The 19,088-nt window shown below is 35.6% G+C and carries 9 protein-coding genes; all 9 read left to right on the top strand.

Annotated elements, in window-relative coordinates; all coding sequences use genetic code 11:
- Positions 1–75 precede the first annotated feature (75 nt).
- Complete coding sequence (locus tag Q0X14_RS07550) at positions 76–1,701, top strand: sodium/solute symporter (RefSeq protein ID WP_297844659.1); 1,626 nt, start codon at positions 76–78, stop codon at positions 1,699–1,701.
- Between the two features lie 61 nt (positions 1,702–1,762).
- Positions 1,763–4,216 (top strand): sugar-binding protein, encoded by a 2,454-nt coding sequence (locus Q0X14_RS07545; protein WP_297844655.1) that lies wholly within the window; start codon positions 1,763–1,765, stop codon positions 4,214–4,216.
- A gap of 67 nt (positions 4,217–4,283) precedes the next feature.
- Entirely contained in the window at positions 4,284–7,010 is a 2,727-nt protein-coding gene (locus tag Q0X14_RS07540) for a TonB-dependent receptor (RefSeq protein WP_297844652.1), read from the top strand.
- A gap of 20 nt (positions 7,011–7,030) precedes the next feature.
- Positions 7,031–10,150 carry a hypothetical protein gene (locus tag Q0X14_RS07535; RefSeq protein ID WP_297844650.1) on the top strand — a complete coding sequence of 1,040 codons (3,120 nt, stop codon included), beginning with the start codon at positions 7,031–7,033 and terminating at the stop codon, positions 10,148–10,150.
- Between the two features lie 15 nt (positions 10,151–10,165).
- Positions 10,166–11,197 (top strand): PorV/PorQ family protein, encoded by a 1,032-nt coding sequence (locus tag Q0X14_RS07530; RefSeq protein ID WP_297844647.1) that lies wholly within the window; start codon positions 10,166–10,168, stop codon positions 11,195–11,197.
- Between the two features lie 71 nt (positions 11,198–11,268).
- Positions 11,269–13,080, top strand: a complete 1,812-nt coding sequence (locus Q0X14_RS07525; protein ID WP_297844644.1) for a family 16 glycosylhydrolase — start codon at positions 11,269–11,271, stop codon at positions 13,078–13,080.
- A gap of 38 nt (positions 13,081–13,118) precedes the next feature.
- A complete protein-coding gene (locus Q0X14_RS07520; RefSeq protein WP_297844641.1) occupies positions 13,119–15,353 on the top strand; it encodes a glycoside hydrolase family 3 N-terminal domain-containing protein in 2,235 nt (744 codons plus the stop codon).
- A 51-nt stretch (positions 15,354–15,404) separates the two neighbouring features.
- Complete coding sequence (locus Q0X14_RS07515; RefSeq protein WP_297844638.1) at positions 15,405–17,381, top strand: cellulase family glycosylhydrolase; 1,977 nt, start codon at positions 15,405–15,407, stop codon at positions 17,379–17,381.
- Complete coding sequence (locus tag Q0X14_RS07510; RefSeq protein ID WP_297844635.1) at positions 17,378–19,051, top strand: CotH kinase family protein; 1,674 nt, start codon at positions 17,378–17,380, stop codon at positions 19,049–19,051. The genes Q0X14_RS07515 and Q0X14_RS07510 overlap by 4 nt, the downstream gene beginning before the upstream one ends.
- Positions 19,052–19,088: the final 37 nt, after the last annotated feature.

The raw sequence follows: 19,088 nt of genomic DNA, 5'->3' as shown, positions 1-19,088 counted from the left end.
GACAAAATTTATTTTTTTCTTGGTGGCATTATTTATGTCAAATTCCTTTATTGTAAAAAATTGAAATAAAATTTAGTGGAAATTTTTTCCTACATAGATGGTTTCATTCTTATCCTTTATCTCATAATTGTTTTGACTTTGGGATTTTATTATTCGCGTAGGAATGAAGATAATTATGTTGATTATTTTCTTGCCGGAAGAAATATTGGTTGGGCTGCGGTTGGTATTTCAATTTTTGCAACAAACATTTCAAGCGAACATTTTATCGGTTTAGCTGGTGCTGGTTCAATGAGAGGACTGGCAGTAGGTCAATTCGAGTTAATGGCAATTTTCACTCTGATTTTTCTTGGATGGTTTTTAGCTCCTGTTTATTTCAAATCAAATGTTGTAACAGTTCCTGAATTTCTTGAATTAAGATTTGATATCCGGATAAGAAAATTCTTTGCTGCATTCTCAATTGTAATTTATATCTTCACAAAAATTCTTGTATCACTATTTGCAGCCGGAATTCTATTCTATAACATTTTCGGTTTGAACATTTATGCTTCATCAATTCTTATCGTTTTAATTACCGGACTTTACAGCGTAACCGGTGGAGCTAAAGCAGTTATAAAAACACAAACTTTCCAGGGAATAGTTTTAATTCTTGGTGCAGTAATTTTATCTGTAGCCGGGTTTATAGCTGTTGGCGGATTCGGTGGATTATACTCAAAACTTCCTTCAGATTTTTTCACAATGTTTAAACCAGCCAGTGATCCGGATTATCCTTGGACAGGAATTATTTTTGGCGCACCAATAATTGCATTCTGGTATTGGTGTACTGATCAATACATTGTTCAAAGATTATTGAGTGCAAAATCAGTAAACGATGCCCGAAAAGGTACTCTGCTCGCAGCATTTCTAAAACTTCTTCCAATATTCATTCTTGTTCTGCCAGGTTTATTCGCTGCTGTTTTATTTCCTGTATCTAAAGGTGATTCTGCTTATGCTGCTTTAATTTATAGCGATGTTCTCCCATTGGGATTAAAAGGAATTGTTGTTGCCGGTTTGCTTGCAGCAATTATGTCATCTCTTTCAGGCGCATTTAACAGTATATCAGTTTTGTTTACAAACGATTATTACAAAATTCGCTATCCCGATTCATCAGAAAGAAAATTAGTGCTTGTGGGAAGATTGGCTACTACTGCTGCTGTAGTTGGTGCAATTCTGATTGTGCCATTAGTTAAGGTTATCAGCTCACAAATTTATTTATTCCTGCAAAGTGTTCAATCATTTGTAAGCCCACCTATCACTGCCGTTTTTCTATTTGGATTATTTTCTAAAAGACTTACTGCTAAAACGGCAATTATAACCTTAATAGCAGGTGAGATAATTGGAATAGGAAGATTGATTCTTCAGATTTTACAAAATAATTCTGTTGAACTGCATCCCGTTTTTATCTGGATACTTAACATAAACTTTTTACACTTTTCAATTTTACTGTTCTTATTAAGTGTAAGCATAATTCTGATTATGAATTTAAAAGAGCATGCTGAAAAGAATTCTTATGCATTAAATCTCAACACTCTTGTAGTTGAGAATGTTTCTGAATTCACTTCTGGAATAGTTGCTATTAAACAAAACAAAAAAATGAATTCTAATCTTGTTATGTCGGTAGTTATTCTTGTAATAATCATCGGATTATGGAGCTTATGGAATTAATTATAATTCAATTTAATATTCTAAATAAACAAACATTCATTAAACAAAAACGAGGTAAGTTATGAGAAAACTTCTTCCGTTGCTTTTAGTTATTCTGAGCTTCAATATTTCACAAGCTCAGATAATTGAAAGCTTTGATACTGAATTAAGTCAGGATTCCACAATTCAGTTTCTAACTGAAGGTGGTGCGAGCAGAATTGATTTTGCTCTGAATACAGCAGATAAAATGGAGGGAACTGGCTCAGCTCAGTTTAAGTTTGTCATCGGTTCTCATCACGATTGGGGTAGTTTTGCTCAGGTAATAAAAAGATTACCTGAAGGAGAAACCTGGGATTGGACAATCAATGATTCATTAGCTTTATGGATTAAGGTTGTAACGCCGCCGGTTAGTCCGACTCAAATGGTTTTCAGGATTCACATTGCTGACAGACCTTCACCTTCCGACCCAATCGAAGAATATCTTTATGAGCACGCAACAATCCTTGATAACACAACTAGCTGGATTGAATTAAAAGTTCCATTAAGAATTTTAAGCGAAGATGGAAATATGACTCCGAATGACTCAGGTTTTGTAATCTTTCCCAACTCATGGGGTGGTGGAAGTCGTAACAACAACCATTTCGATTCTGATAAAATTGTTGGTTTTAACTTAGCTGCTGTTACAACTAGTATATCTGCTGATTCTCTTGAAGTAATGTTTGATGGCTTCAGAAGATTTGGTGTAAGAGCTATTCCTGCAATTGTATTTAACGGTGTTACATTCCCAAGTTACATCACATCCTGGGCTTGGGGACAATCAGCAATCGAAGTTGTTGAAGGTGCAGGACCTGTACAAAATTCAAACGCAATTAAGTGGACACAAGGTGATGAATGGGGAAATGGCTGGACCGGTTGGGGCTGCACAGTTGATCCTCCGTTTAATTTAGCCGGTGCATGGCAAACTGACTCTGCAAAAATTAAAATTAAATGTCCTCCGGGAACTGGTCCATTAAGAATACAATACGAAGGTGGTCCTGGAAAAGTCGGAACAGTATTCCAGCCAATAGATGATGATCAATGGCATCAGTATTACTTCCCGCTTAGAGAAATGGTTTATCAGGATGGTACTTCCGGTTTTGATTCATCCTCTGTTCAAGTTGTAGGATTGATGGCTGAAGCTTCCGGACAAGCGGGCAGAGTTCTTTGGATAACTGATTGGTGGACAGGTAATCCAACATTTGATGTAATTGCTCCAAATCCACCAACAGGTGTAAGTGCTTTCGCTGGTACATATCAGAATATCGTAACATGGCAGGATGTTCCTGGTGAGACAGGTGAAAAGTATGATGTTTATTATAGCAAGAATCCGATTTCAGATGTAAATGATCCTGGCGTTGAAGTTGTAAAATTAGGTGTTCCTGAAAACAGTCAGTTGATAGAACACTTGCTCTTTGCGCCTGTAACTGATCAGAATGTTACTTATTATTATGCAGTTGTTTGCCGTGATGCATCCGGAAATGCAAGTGTTGTTAGTCAGAATTCTTCTGCAGTTACAAACCTTGCAAAAGGTGTTACTACAATCTCATTAAATGCACCAACAAACTTCGTTGCTGATGGTGATTTAAGCGAGTGGGCAGGAATTACTCCATTCAGAATGTTTCCATCAGATGGAACAGGACATATAGTTACAAATACCACAATAAGTGGAGATAATGATCTATCAGTTCTTTCTTATGTTGCCGTTGATAATCAATATCTCTATGTAGCATTCGATGTTAACGATGACATAGTTGTTAAAAATGCACAATCGCAAGCTTATCTGAATGATGCTCCGGATATTTTCCTTGGATTATATAACTGGCATGGCAAACCTCACACAACTTATAAAAGAGGTGCAGAACCGGATTATCATATCAGATTTGCTTGGAACAGAGTAATATTAGATCAGACAGGTGGAACAGATAGTTTAGTTGGATTGGGTCCTGACTATTATTGGGATGAAAAATTCCCTTCAGGTTATATTGTAGAATTCAGAGTTAGATGGACTGACTTAGCAGCTCCGGGTGGTGATAATGTGTTTACACCAGTAGAAGGTTACAGAATTCCAATCGATTATTCAATCAACGATGCTGATGCAACCGGTGAAAGAGAGGGTATCTTAACATATTCGCCATTCAATGAAGATCAATCCTGGCAGGATGTTTCAAGATGGTTATACACCTGGATTGGAAGTCTGTGGGAACCAAATTCAGTTGAAGATGTATTAACAGCAGATAATTATGCGCTTGCACAAAACTATCCTAATCCTTTCAACCCATCAACAAAAATCAGTTATTCAATTAAAGAATCTGGTTTTGTTTCACTGAAGGTTTATGATGTATTAGGTAGAGAAGTTGCAACTTTAGTAAACGAAGACCAAACTCCTGGTGTTTATACTGTTCAGTTTAATGCTTCTAATCTGGCAAGTGGAATTTATCTGTACAGATTAGAAACAGGTTCATTTACAAAAGTTAATAAGATGATGTTACTAAAGTAATATTCTAATAAGGTGCAGCTGAAATATGCTGCACCTTTTTTTGAAAAGAAAATTATAGGATAATCAGATGAAGAATATTGTTAAAAAATTTTTTGTTAATTGTTTTCAGTCTTTTTCATTAGTTGGACTGATGATTCTGTTTTTAACAACTTCGATTGCATTTGCAGGAACTACCGGTAAAATTACAGGCAAGGTAACCGATGATCAAACCGGCGAACCTGTAGTTGGTGCAAATGTAGTAGTTGAAGGAACATTCCTTGGTGCTGCTGCAGACCTTGATGGGTTCTACTCAATTAGCAATGTTCCTCCGGGAACTTATCGCTTGATTGTTTCAGCAGTGGGTTACCAGAAAACAATTATAGAAAATGTTCTCGTTAAAATTGATTTGACAACAAGAATTGATATAAAACTTTCGAGTTCTGTTATTCAGCTGAATCAGGAAGTTGTTGTTACATCTCAAAGACCAATGGTTCAAAAAGACCTTACATCAACTTCTGTTACAATTTCTTCTGATGATATCCGAATGATGCCCGTTGAAAGCATCGGACAAATAGTTAACTTACAGGCAGGTGTAATAGATGGCCACTTTCGTGGTGGAAGATCAAACGATGTTGCATATCTGATTGATGGTGTTGCTGTTACTGATCCATTTAATGGTGGATTTACGGTTGAAGTTGAAAATACTTCAATCAGACAAATGGAAGTTATAACCGGAACATTCAATGCAGAGTATGGTCAGGCACTTTCTGGTGTTGTTAACATTGTCACAGAAGGTGGTTCCGATAAATTCAAAGCAAGCATTTCTTCTTACGCTGGAAATTTTATTACCAGTCACACTGATATTTTCCGAAATCTTGATAAAGCAGACAGAATTGCTCAAAAGAATTTTCAAATAACTTTAAGTGGTCCGGTTCAACCGGTTAAAAATCTTTATTTCTTCTTAACAGGAAGATATTTTGATAACATAGGACATCTTTACGGGAAAAGAGTTTATAATGTAACCGATGATGTTCCATTCTTTCCTAATCCAATGGACAAAACTGTATGGATTCCCAGAAATACAGGCGACGGTGCGTTTGTTCCTATGAATCCTTACACAAAATATTCGGCAAATGGTAAACTAACCTATGCAATGCCTGAACTTGCAGTTACTTATTCAATATTCTGGGATAAAACAAAAAACAAATATTATGATCATAATTTTTCGTGGACTCCGGACGGAATAATGACACACTATGGTGATGACTGGATTCAGAGTTTACAGCTTACTCACTATCCATCTGCATCAACTTATCAGACTTTGAAGTTCACAGCAAACTATTATCACTTCAAAGGATATCTTTATGAAGATCCTTTCGATCCAAGATATGTTAATCCAAGAAGAGGAATTGCTATTTCAAATTATACTTTCAGATCTGGTGGCAATCAGGGCGGCAGATATGACAGACATACTAAAACATTAATCGGGCAATGGTCATTGGCTTCTCAGATTAGCAAGGAACATAAAATAGGTCTCGGTGTTGAAGGAAGACTTTATGATATTTATAATCATTCAATGGATTTAGTCAACTTAACTGAAGGACAATTAGATAGTCTGGGAAATGAGATTTTTACCCCAGGTTATCCTGATAAAGGTACTATTTCAGATCAGGGTTCGCACATTGAATATGCAAGATATCCGATAGAAGCTTCGGCTTATATTCAGGATAAGATGGAATATGATATTATGATTATCAATGTTGGATTACGATTTGATTATTTCAATTCAAGAGCAAAGCTTCCGGCAGATAAAAGAAATCCAACACGAAATCCAAACTTCCCAGGTGCAAATCAGTGGGTTGATGCAAAAGCAAAAATGCAGTTGAGCCCAAGACTTGGTGCTTCATTCCCAATTACAGATAAAGGTATAATAAGATTTTCTTACGGTCACTTCTTTAAGATTCCGGCTTTTGAAAACCTTTATCAGAATCCTGATTTCATAGTTAGACCAGGAAACAGCTTAAACTCAATTATTGGAAATCCGGATTTGAATGCAGAGAAAAATGTCATTTATGAAATCGGTCTTCAACAGGTTTTGTTTGAAGATGTTGCAATTAATTTATCAGTTTACTACCGCGACATCAGAAACTGGCTTGGAATGGAAATCGTAAATACTTATGAAGGATTTAAGTATGCAAGATTTATAAACCGGGATTATGCAAATGTAAGAGGATTTATTGTAACGCTTGATAAACGATTCTCAAATTACTTTAGTGCAAAGTTAGATTACACTTATCAGATTGCTGAAGGAAATGCATCCGATCCTTATTCAGTTTATAATAAGAATCAAACCAATCCTCCAATCGAAGAAACAAAAACTGTAGTTCCTTTGGATTGGGATCAGAGACATACATTAAATCTTACGGTTAATGTCGGAGTTGCGGGTGATTGGACTGCTGGATTTATTTTCCAGTATGGTTCAGGAATGCCATACACAGAAGATGTTAAAATTTCAAAAGGTGTTCGTTTTGAAAACGGCGGAAAGAAACCTGCTTTTTATAATGTTGATTTAAGAGCAGATAAAATCTTTAGAGTCTTTGGAGTTAATGTTATGACATACTTAATGGTTTATAATGTATTCGATATTAAAAATGAGTTCGGTGTTTATGCAACTACAGGGCGAGCTAATGTTGATTTGAACACTCAATATGCCGGTGAGATAATTGGCTTAAATACAATTCAGGAATACATTAATAATCCATCAATGTACTCAACTCCAAGAGAAGTTCGTCTTGGAATCGGATTCGAATTATAAAGTTTAAATGGAGATACAGAATGCTGAAAAAAATTATCATACTTGCAGTAATCGTTTTTACGGAAATTAGTTTTTCTCAGATTACACCTCAAACTCAATTGTACAGAGAAGAACCCAAAGGAAATATTCAGTACAGAAGAGAAGGTGTAATGGATGGAAATCAGATAAGAACTTTATTCTATAACAATGGTGAAGTTGGTCAATGGCCATATCAACCTTCAGGCGAATGGCCAAAAGGTTCAGGCCATTCATATCTTGATGGAGTTTGTGTTTTAATTGCGTCAGAAGTTACAGCTCCGGGCAACGGACAAGCAATTCATCCGCTTGAAACTTCTTATCGTGAATGGATGGATAAAGATCCTTCAACAGGAGAAATCTGGGGTTTAGAACCTGTCCCGGGTTATGTTAATCCGTCTTCAACAAAACCTGCAATAAACACAGACCCAAAATCCTGGCCTGACTTCTGGCCTGTTGCACTAAATCTTACTCCTGAATGGAATGGATTCTGGTATGGATACTTTGGAAGAGGCGTGCTCAACTCTGACTTCGAAACATTTTTCGTTATGGATGATTCAAGAGATAAGGAGTTTACTCGTACACCTTTCAATTACTTTCCAATAGCATCTGATCAGGACCGAGGTGGTTTAGGATTGAGAGTTGAAGTTAGAGGATTTCAATGGTCTCATGTTCTTGCTGAAGATATTATATTCTGGCATTATGATATAGTAAACATTTCTGATTTTAATTATCCCACCACGCTTTTCGGATTTTATACAGACTGCGGCGTAGGCGGAACAGATGATTCTGAAGACGATAATGCTTCATTCGATTTGTTACTTGATTTAGCTTATTGTTTTGATAGCAACGGACTTGGTGTTCCGGATAACTGGAAAACAGGATATTATGGTTACGCTTATCTTGAAAGTCCCGGAAATGGTTTTGATGGAATTGATAATGATGAGGACGGAATGGTTGATGAAAGAAGAGATGACGGAATTGATAACGACGGTGATTGGTTACCTTATACAGATTTAAATGGGAACGGTGAATGGGATCCCGATGAAAATGAGCCACTAAACAATGATGTTGGAAAGGATGGTGTTGGTCCGTTCGATAGACAATATACTGGTCCGGATGAAGGTGAAGGTGATGGAATTCCAACAGACGGCGAACCAAATTTCGACAAAACAGATAAAGATGAATCCGATCAGATTGGTCTTACTGCAGTTTCAATCTACAGATTAGGTCAGGGCGGAACTGGTGGTGGCTGGCCTAAAGATGATGAATCAATGTGGTTAAAGATGAACGCTGGCACTTTTGATACATCATTACAGAGAGCAAACATTTCAATGGTTTTCTCTTCAGGTCCTTTCCCACTCAATCAGAATTTGAGAGAACGATTTTCAATGGCTTTGGTTTTTGGTGAAGACCTTGATGATATAATGTTCAATAAAGAAACTGTTCAACAGATTTATAATGCAAACTATAATTTCTCTAAACCACCGATTAAACCCAAGCTGACAGCAATTCCCGGCGATCAGAAAGTTATTCTTTACTGGGATAACATTGCTGAAGAATCACGCGATCCATTTTTAGGATATCAGAATGGAGATCCAACACAGGGATACAAAAAAGATTTTGAAGGATATTTGATTTACAGAAGCACTGAACCTGAATTCAACGATATTAAGGTTATCACCGATTCTAAAGGTTCACCAAAATACTGGAAACCAATCGCTCAGTTTGATCTGAAAGATGGAATTAAAGGACCTGATCCGGTGGGAATAAATGGTGCACATTTCTGGAGAGGTGATGATACAGGATTACAATATTCTTATGTTGACACCGATGTTAAAAATGGTGTTAAGTATTATTATGCTTGTGTTTCTTATGATATGGGTGATCCTAACTTTGGCACTGCTGGTTTACAACCTTCTGAATGTACAAAAATCATTACAGAAGATTTTGCCGGCAATCTTCAGTTTGTAGATATCAACTGTGCTGTTGTTGTTCCAAATGCACCTGTTGCTGGGTATGTTCCTCCTCAAATTCAGGGAGATATAAAACATGTTGTTGAAGGCGCAGGAACCGGCTCACTTCAAATTAACATTATTGATCCCCGAGTTGTTCTTGAAGGAGCTCAATATAATATTGAATTCAATTCGTCTGATGATTATCCGCTTTATCATACCAGGTCATATAAAGTGATTAAGACTTTTGAAGGTGTAACAGATACTATTTTAACAGTTGATTCAACTTATTTTGGAGCAGAAAGAATTAGTCCTCCGTTTGATGGAATGGCTTTAACAGTTTTGAATGATACCACAGTTGCAATCATTGATACTTTAACTGGATGGATGATTGGCAATAGTAATTTGATTGTTTATCCATTCCCGGACGCAACTCCGATTCGTGGAATTCCATGGCCAGCAGATTATGAAATCACTTTTTATGATACACCTCAGGATACAACTTATATTCAGTCACCTCCATTGTACAGAAGATTTCCTGTTAATCTAAAAGTATGGAATAAGACTGAAGGAAAGTATTCTAAAGTTGCTGTAAAAGATAATGATGGCTCTCAATCACTAACGATTGGTGATCAGATTCAGATACTTGAATTCCAGGGTGCAATCAGCCCATCAAATGTGAGATTTGCCTGGAACCTTACTTATGATGCTCCGGCAGATCCGAATGCAACACCTGTTTATCCGGCAAACGGAGATAAGTTCCTGATATCTACAACCAAGCAATTTAAGACTGGTGATAAGTTTGTCTTCAATACCAAAGCCGTTAATGTTGATAAGAATCTCGCAAAGGAACAACTTTCAAAAATTGATGTTGTCCCAAATCCTTATTTAGGTGCAGCAGCTTGGGAAAGACGAAATCTTAATTCAACAGGAAGAGGTGATAGAAAAATTGATTTCATTAATCTTCCTAATCAGTGTACAATCAGAATTTATACGATCACTGGTCAATTGATAAAAACATTATACAAGGATTCCGGCTACCTGGATGGAACTATTTCATGGAATCTTGTAACTGATGACGGAATGGACGCAGCGTATGGTGTTTATGTTTATCATGTCGATGCTCCCGGAGTTGGTGAGTACATCGGAAAATTTGCATTAATTAAATAAGTGGAGATTTTGAAAATGAAAAAATATTTATTCTACTTTGGCTTAATCATTACAATATTATCATTGAATATTTCTGCTCAGACTTTCAAATCCGATGTATCGAAAAGAGGAACTACAGCAGCACCGTTCTTAACTATTGGTCAAGGTGCCAGATCAATCGCAATGGGAAGTGCTTTCGTTGGTGTATCGAATGATGTAAGTTCAATCTACTGGAATCCTGCAGGATTAACAAAAGCAGAAGGTGTGCAGATAATGTTCGATCATACACAATGGATTGCTGACATAAAATATAATTTTCTTGCTGCAAGCTATAACCTCGGTGATTTGGGAACTATCGGTGTTAGCTTTCTGACTTCCAACATTGGTGAAATGAAAGTAACAACTATTGAACAACCAAACGGAACCGGAGAAACATTTTCCGCAAGCGATATGGCTATAAGTCTTGCTTATGCAATCCAACTTACTGATCGTTTCTCAATTGGATTTAATCCCAAATTTATCTATCAGGGAATCTGGAAAATGAGCGCAACTGCATTCGCACTTGATCTTGGTGTTCAATATGTAACTCCATTTGATGATGCAGTACTTGCGATGTCAATTTCTAATTTCGGAACTAAAATGCAATTGCTCGGAAATTCTAATTTGGTATTATATGATCCTGATCCATTTGGAACCGGCAACAACGGAAAAATTCCTGCATATCTCGAAACAAATTCCTGGTCATTACCATTAAACTTCCGTGTTGGAATCAGTTATCAACCAGTAAAAATTGAGGAACATTCTCTTTTAATTGCTGTTGATGCAGCACATCCCAGTGATGATTATGAAAGTATAAACATCGGTGGTGAATATTCTTATAACGATTTTGTTTTCATCAGAGGTGGGTATAAATCATTATTCCTCCAGGACTCGGAAGAGAAGTTTACACTAGGATTCGGTCTGAAGCAACAATTACTTAATAATGTTTCTTTAAGAATTGATTATGCATATCAGAATTTTGGAAGGTTCACTGATATTCAGAAATTTACATTAAGTGTTAATTTTTAATAGCGGTCTCCCGGCTCTCTGAATTCTGATTTTATTTTCCGAAGAGAGCCGAGAATTAATTGAGAGGTGAAATGAAAAATATTTTCTTTTTGATTTTATTAAATATCGTCCTGATTCTTTCTGTTTCAATATCAGCAAAAGAATTTAAAGGAGCAGAATATCGTACAAAACAATCTTTTCTCTATGGTAGATTTGAAGTAAGCATGAAATCTGCTTACAGAGAAGGAATGCTTTCTTCATTCTTTACTTACTATGATGGTGGTGGCGGAGTTAGTACATGGAATGAAATTGATATTGAAATTCTTGGACGATATCCAAATGACATTCAATTCAATACAATCACTCCAGGACAAGTAAATCATGTAAGTCATTATCCAATGAATTCATCACCTCATACAGATTATCATACTTATGCTTTTGAATGGACACCAAATTATGTCGCGTGGTTTGTTGATGGAGTTGAAGTTTATAAACAAACGGGTCCACACATTCAATCACTCAATCGTGCGCAGAAAATAATGATGAACATCTGGAATCCTCAAGCACCAAATTGGGCAGGAGCCTGGAATCCAAATGTTTTACCTGCTTTTGCATTTTATGATTGGGTAAGCTACTATTCTTATACTCCCGGAACAGGCAATTACGGAACAGGAAATAATTTTACTCACAGCTGGACTGATAATTTTGATTACTGGAATACTTCACGATGGGATAAAGCTTCTCACACATGGGATGGAAATGGTTGCGATTTTATTTATGAGAATGTTGTATTTCAAAATGGTAAACTGATTCTGTGTTTAACTGATAGCATCAATATAGGCTATACTGATGTTAAAGGACCGGTTTATCTATCTGCAAGAACACTTAATGAAAAAGTGTTGGTTTACTTTACCGAAGAGCTCGACCAAGCATCTGCAGAAAATATTTCAAATTATTTTATTCCTGGTGTAACAATTACAAATGCTCAATTACTTAGTGACAGAAAAACTGTTCAGCTGAGTGTTGATGGTTGGGACTTTGTTTCGCCAAAAACACTTTTAGTGTTGAATGTTAAAGATACTTTTCTTAACACTATGTCAGCACGAAATCTTACAATTATTCTAACAACTCAGTTCTCATTTCCGTTAAAGATTAATTGTGCTGGTCCGGCTGCACTTGATTATCTGCCCGATCAGGAATATACATTAAATTCTGATTATGGTTTTATGGATGGAAGCAGTTCTTCTTATAGTAACACATTACAGATTAACAATACTGATGAAGATGAAATTTACCGAAGCGAAAAATATGGTATGGTCACTTATAATGTTAGACTGCACAACGGAATTTATAATGTTAAACTGATGTTTGCTGAAAATTATTTTACTCAGGCAGGTAAAAGAATTTTTGATGTTTATGTTGAGGGAAACAGAGTACTTCAGGATTTTGATATATTCAATCTTGTTGGAAATAACACTGCTTATTTGAAGGAAGTGAATAATGTTTCTGTAAATGATGGTGAATTAAATATTCATTTTGCTGCTAAGATTGATAATCCAATGATTAATGGTATAGTGATTGAACTTGTATCACTTGGTGTAAATGATGAATATATGCCGGATGAACATTCATTTATTCTGAATCAAAATTATCCAAATCCATTCAACGGACAAACTCAAATCGAATTTATAGTTAATCAACCTGATTATTATAAACTTTCAGTTTATGATATTAAAGGTTCTCAGGTTGCAATCATTGATTTAGGTTATCTGGAGAGTGGTTATTATAAAAATACTTTTGATGTAAAAAAAAATTCAAATGACATTTTATCATCCGGGATTTATTTCTATGAATTAAGAAATTCAAGAATAAGTCAGTCCAAAAAATTCGTTCTTCTTAATTAATTTTTTTTACTTACTAACTTCTAAAATCAGGGTTGATTATGAAGCTCATTACATTTCTTTGTCTTTTAACAATTTCACTCACCACAACTGAAATTATATCACAAAAGAAAAATTCAGATATCGAAAAGAAAGTTAAAAACCTCCTTTCTCAAATGACACTTGAAGAAAAAGTTGGTCAGATGACACAGGTTACACTTCAGGTTGTTTCAAAGAAGCAGGGAACTAAAAATCAACATCATGAACTTGATGAAGCAAAGCTTGAGGAAGCAATTCTTAAGTATCATGTTGGTTCTATTCTTAATGTATATGATGTTGCCCACGAATCAGAATACTGGCACGAAGTTATAACAAAGATTCAAAACATCGCACAGAAGACACGATTAAAAATTCCGGTAATATACGGTATTGATGCTATTCACGGTGCTACTTACACAAAAGGTGCAACATTATTTCCTCAGGCACTTGCTGTTGCTTCAACCTGGAATAAAGACATTGCCAAAAGAATTGGAGAAATTACTTCCATCGAAACAAGAGCTTCCGGAATTCCCTGGAATTTTTATCCTGTAATGGATATCGGAAGACAACCTCTCTGGCCAAGATTATGGGAAACATTTGGCGAAGATGTTTTTCTTGCTTCTGAGCTTGGGGTGAATTACATCAAAGGTGCGCAAGGTGATGATATTTCAAGACAGGATAAACTCGCAACCTGTCTCAAACATTATGTTGGATACAGTTTCCCATTGAATGGATTAGACAGAACACCTGCTTGGATTTCAGAAAGAATGATGAGGGAATATTTTCTTCCATCTTTCGAAGCTGGTATTTTAGCTGGTTCACCAACAATTATGGTTAACTCTGCTGAAGTTGATGGTATTCCAGGACATGCTAATTATCATTTACTGACTGAAGTTCTTCGCGATGAATTAAAGTTCAAAGGATTTGTAGTTTCTGATTGGGAAGATATCAAGAGACTTTACACAAGAGACAGAGTTGCTTCATCACCTAAAGAAGCTGTTAGACTTGCTGTTATGGCTGGTGTTGATATGAGTATGGTTCCACAAGATTATAGTTTTTATGATTTACTCCTTGAATTAGTTAAGGAAGGTAAAGTTCCGATGAAGAGAATTGATGAAGCTGTTTCAAGAATTTTAAGTGTAAAATTTCAATTAGGTCTTTTTGAAAATCCTTTCCCAAACAAAGAGTTGTTAAAAAACATTGCAACGGAAGAACACAAGCAAGCTAACTTAAATGCAGCTCGTGAATCTATTATTCTTGCAAAGAATGATGATGATTTCCTTCCATTAAAAAAGGACAAAAAAGTTTTTGTAACTGGTCCAACTGCAAACATGCTTTCACCACTTAATGGCGGTTGGACAATTACCTGGCAGGGAAATGAAGAATCACTTTATCCACAGGAGAAAAACACAATACTTGAAGCAATCAAATCAAAAGTTGGTGAGAGCAATGTTAAATATATGGAAGGTTGTTCATTTGATGCTGATATAAATTCGAATGAAGCATATATGGAAGCAACAAACTCTGATGTAATTGTTTTGTGTTTGGGAGAACCTGCATATTGTGAGACACCGGGAAATATTTATGATCTTACTTTACCAAAAGCGCAACTTGATTATACTAAAAAGTTAATTGCTACTGGTAAACCCATTGTTTTAGTTATGGTTGAAGGACGGCCAAGAGTGATTACAGAAATTGCAAAAGATGTTAAATCAATACTACTTGCATTTCTTCCCGGTATGGAAGGTGGCAATGCTATTGCTGATATTATTTACGGAGATGAAAATCCAAGTGGAAAATTGCCTGTAACATATCCCAAATCTCCCAATGGTATTACTCTTTATGATTATAAACCTCTTGAATACTTTGATGAAAATAAATACAACCCGTTATTTCCTTTTGGTCACGGTTTAAGTTATACAAAATTTAAATACAGCAATCTGAAGTTAAGTTCAGATAAAATTAAAATGAATGAAAAACTTGTTGTTTCGGTTGATGTTGAGAATGTTGGTAAAATAAAAGGGAAAGAAGTTGTCCAGCTTTATTTGACTGATTTATATGGTTCTGTAAGCCGACCAAACAAGCAGTTGAAAGGTTTTGAAAAAATTGAATTAAATCCCGGTGAACAAAAGACAGTTACATTCACAATTGATAAGTCACATCTTTCTTTCATCGGAATTGAAAATAAAAGAATTGCTGAACCCGGAGAATTTGTAATAACAATAGGAGATTTGAAGAAGAATTTTTTCGTTGAATAAAAGCTGAAAGTATTTTTTATGCAAATAATTAATTTCATAAAAAGAAATTTAATGTTCTGTTCTTTGACGCTTGCAACCTTAGCTTTGTCTTCTGCTGAAATTTACTCTCAGGGATTTCTGAAAGTTGATAATAAAAGAATTGTAAACGGAAACGGACAGGAAATATATCTTAAAGGAATTGGGCTCGGCGGATGGCTTCTTCAGGAAGGTTATATGCTTCATACTTCCGGGTTTGCTAATGCTCAGTGGCAAATAAGAGAACGAATCGTTGATTTAATTGGTGAAGCTAACACTGAATTATTTTATGAAGCGTATAGAAATAATTATGTAAGAAAAATTGATATTGATTCGATTAAAAGCTGGGGATTCAATTCAATCAGACTTCCTTTTCATTATAATCTTTTTGCAGTCAATTCAAATCCACCAGTATTTCTGAATAAAGGATTTGAAATTCTTGACTCACTTCTTGCATGGTGCGAAGCAAATCAAATTTATCTTATTCTTGATATGCACGCTGCACCTGGCGGACAGAGTGACGAAAATATCAGTGATTACAACCCGGCATTTCCCTCTCTTTGGGAGAGTGAGCAAAATAAAACTTTAACAGTTCAGATATGGAGAAAAATTGCTGAACGCTACAAGGATAAACAGTGGATTGGTGGTTATGATCTTCTTAACGAACCTAAGTGGAATCTTCCGCCAAATAACCAACCATTACGGGATCTCTATATCAGAATCACCGACACAATCAGAGCAGTTGATACTAATCATATTATCTTTATTGAAGGCAACTGGTTCGCAACAGATTTTAACGGACTTACTCCTCCCTGGGATGATAATATGGTTTACAGTTTCCACAAATACTGGAATGCAAACAATCAGGGAAGTATTCAATATTTAATTGATTTAAGAAATAATACAAACAGACCTCTGTGGTTAGGTGAAACAGGGGAGAATTCTAATAAATGGTTCACAGATTGTGTTGAATTGATGAAGACCAACAATATCGGATGGGCCTGGTGGCCTCATAAAAAAATTCAATCAATCGCCGGACCTCTTTCTGCTATTCTTTCTCCCCTGTATCAAACTTTGCTTAACTACTGGAGCGGGCAAGGTCCGCGTCCTTCAGCATCTTTTGCCTTTAATGCTCTGATGACCCAGGCGAATAATTTAAAACTTGAAATGTGTGAATATCATAAAGATGTGATTGATGCTTTGATGCGTCAACCTTTCAATACCCAGAATAAACCTTTCGCAACAAATGAAATTCCCGGTACTGTTTATGCAACTGATTATGATATGGGTAAATGGAATACAGCTTATTATGATCTTGATTATCAGAATGTTAGTGGTGGAAACTGGAATAATGGTTCTCAATACAGAAATGATGGTGTGGATATTGAATCCTGTATTGATTTCGGTTCGAATGGCTATAATGTTGGTTGGATTGAAAATGGTGAATGGTTAAAATACACCGTTAATGTTGCCCAAAGTGGGATCTATAATCTTAAAGTTAATGTTTCATCACCAAATTCAAATGGACAAATACTTTTACGTTTGAATGGACAGGTTTTAGGTTCATTTGTGAATGTTCCGAATACTGGCGGATGGCAAAACTGGCAGCTTGTTCAACTCAACAATATTTATATTCCTTCCGGGACACATCAATTGGAAGTAAGATTTTATAATGGTGGATTTAATTTTAGTCACATCGAGTTTGAACTAATCTCAACTGGTGTTGAAGAAATGATTCACCCACTCGAATATGAACTGCAACAGAATTTTCCGAACCCATTTAATCCGGTTACAAAAATCAGATGGCAAACTCCGGTTGGCAGTCATCAAACTTTAAAAGTTTATGATGTTCTTGGAAAGGAAGTAGTCATATTAGTCGATGAATACAGAGAGGCAGGCAGATATGAAATCGATTTCGATGCTACAACATATAATTTACAAAGTGGAATTTATTTCTATAAATTAAAGGCAGGTAATTTTATTCAAACCAGGAAAATGATTTTATTAAAATGAAAAACCCAACTGGCTCTTTAATAATTCTGTTACTTTCGGTAACAATTATTCTTCCGCAAAATAATCAAACTGAAAATACTAAAGTTGATTTTACATCTTCCAACCTTCCTATTGTTGTAATTAATACAAACGGACAAATCATTCCGGATGATTATAAAATTACAGCAGACATGGGTATAATTTATTACGGCGAAGGCGTAAGAAATTACATTACAGATCCGTTCAATCATTACAATGGAAAGATTGGGATTGAACTACGAGGTTCATCTTCCCAACAATTCCCTAAAAAGCAATATGGAGTTGAAACAAGAGACTCAGTCGGAAATGATTTTTCTTTTCCTTTACTTGGACTTCCATCCGAAACAGATTGGGTTTTCTTTGCACCGTACAATGATAAAACCTTAATTCGCGATGCACTCTCATATAAACTTGCAAGAGATATGAATCGGTATGCAAGTCGTTCTAAATTTTTTGAACTGGTTTTGAACGGCGAGTATATGGGTGTTTATGTTCTGTTTGAAAAAATTAAAAGAGACGCCAACAGAGTAAATATTAAAAAACTTAATCCGGCTGACACAACCGGTGATGCTGTAACTGGCGGTTACATTCTGAAAATTGATAAACTTGACGGTGAAGGAAATGATGGTTGGTATTCTAAATTCTTACCATTTCCACAATCAAATAAACAGATATTCTGGCAGTATCACTATCCGAAACCGGAAGACATAGTCCCTTTGCAAAAAAATTATATAAAGAGCTTTATACTTGCGTTTGAATCGGCAATGCACGGACCATATTTTGCTGATACCGTTGTTGGTTATAATAAATATATTGATGCAACTTCTTTCGCTGATTTTATTCTTTTGAATGAACTTGTAAAAAACATTGACTCTTACCGATTGAGTACATTTTTCTACAAAGACAGAGATAGCCGAAATCCAAAAATGTTTGCCGGACCAGTTTGGGATTTTAATCTTGCTTTCGGTAATGCTGATTATTATGAAGCTTATCTTACCAATGGTTGGGTTCTTGAATATGTCTCTGACTTCAGCAACATGCCGGATTGGGAAAACTTTTATATTCCTTTCTGGTGGAAAAAACTTTTTGATGAAAGTAAGTTCAGAAATATTATTTATAACCGCTGGCAACAACTCCGAAGCACAGTTTGGACAAATCAGAATATTATGAATATGATTGATTCGTTAGTTGTACATCTCGAAGAATCCCGAATAAGGAATTTTCAAAAATGGCCAGTAATTGGCGTTTGGATTTGGCCAAATTATTTTGTTGGGCAAACCTATCAGGAAGAAATTGATTATTTGAAAAATTGGTTAACCGGAAGACTAAACTGGTTAGACCAGAATATGGTTGGTGGTCCTTCTTCTGTAGAATATGAATATCAGCCAAATGAATTTTATCTTTATCAAAACTATCCAAACCCTTTCAATCCTGTTACTAAGATTAGTTGGCGGTCGCCAGTAAGCAGTTGGCAATCATTAAGAGTTTATGATCTACTTGGCAATGAAGTAAAAACACTTTTTATCGGATACAAACCTGCAGGAATTCATGAAGTTGAATTTGATGCAAGTAACCTCTCTTCAGGGATTTATTTTTATAAACTTCAGACTGGTAATTTTTCTTCTGTGAAGAAAATGATTCTTCTCAGATAATTTTTAATTTTGATTAAAGAATTTAAGTTCATTCAGC

It is taken from the genome of Ignavibacterium sp., assembly GCF_025998815.1.
Taxonomy (GTDB): Bacteria; Bacteroidota; Ignavibacteria; order Ignavibacteriales; family Ignavibacteriaceae; genus Ignavibacterium.
The sequence above is the reverse complement of the archived record's forward strand: the minus strand, read 5'-3'. Positions and strand labels throughout refer to the sequence as shown.

Coding starts and splice junctions, on each gene's coding strand:
- Q0X14_RS07545 (WP_297844655.1), top strand. CDS start 1,763: ATGAGAAAACTTCTTCCGTTGCTTTTAGTTATTCTGAGCTTCAATATT.
- Q0X14_RS07540 (WP_297844652.1), top strand. CDS start 4,284: ATGAAGAATATTGTTAAAAAATTTTTTGTTAATTGTTTTCAGTCTTTT.
- Q0X14_RS07535 (WP_297844650.1), top strand. CDS start 7,031: ATGCTGAAAAAAATTATCATACTTGCAGTAATCGTTTTTACGGAAATT.
- Q0X14_RS07530 (WP_297844647.1), top strand. CDS start 10,166: ATGAAAAAATATTTATTCTACTTTGGCTTAATCATTACAATATTATCA.
- Q0X14_RS07525 (WP_297844644.1), top strand. CDS start 11,269: ATGAAAAATATTTTCTTTTTGATTTTATTAAATATCGTCCTGATTCTT.
- Q0X14_RS07520 (WP_297844641.1), top strand. CDS start 13,119: ATGAAGCTCATTACATTTCTTTGTCTTTTAACAATTTCACTCACCACA.
- Q0X14_RS07515 (WP_297844638.1), top strand. CDS start 15,405: ATGTTCTGTTCTTTGACGCTTGCAACCTTAGCTTTGTCTTCTGCTGAA.
- Q0X14_RS07510 (WP_297844635.1), top strand. CDS start 17,378: ATGAAAAACCCAACTGGCTCTTTAATAATTCTGTTACTTTCGGTAACA.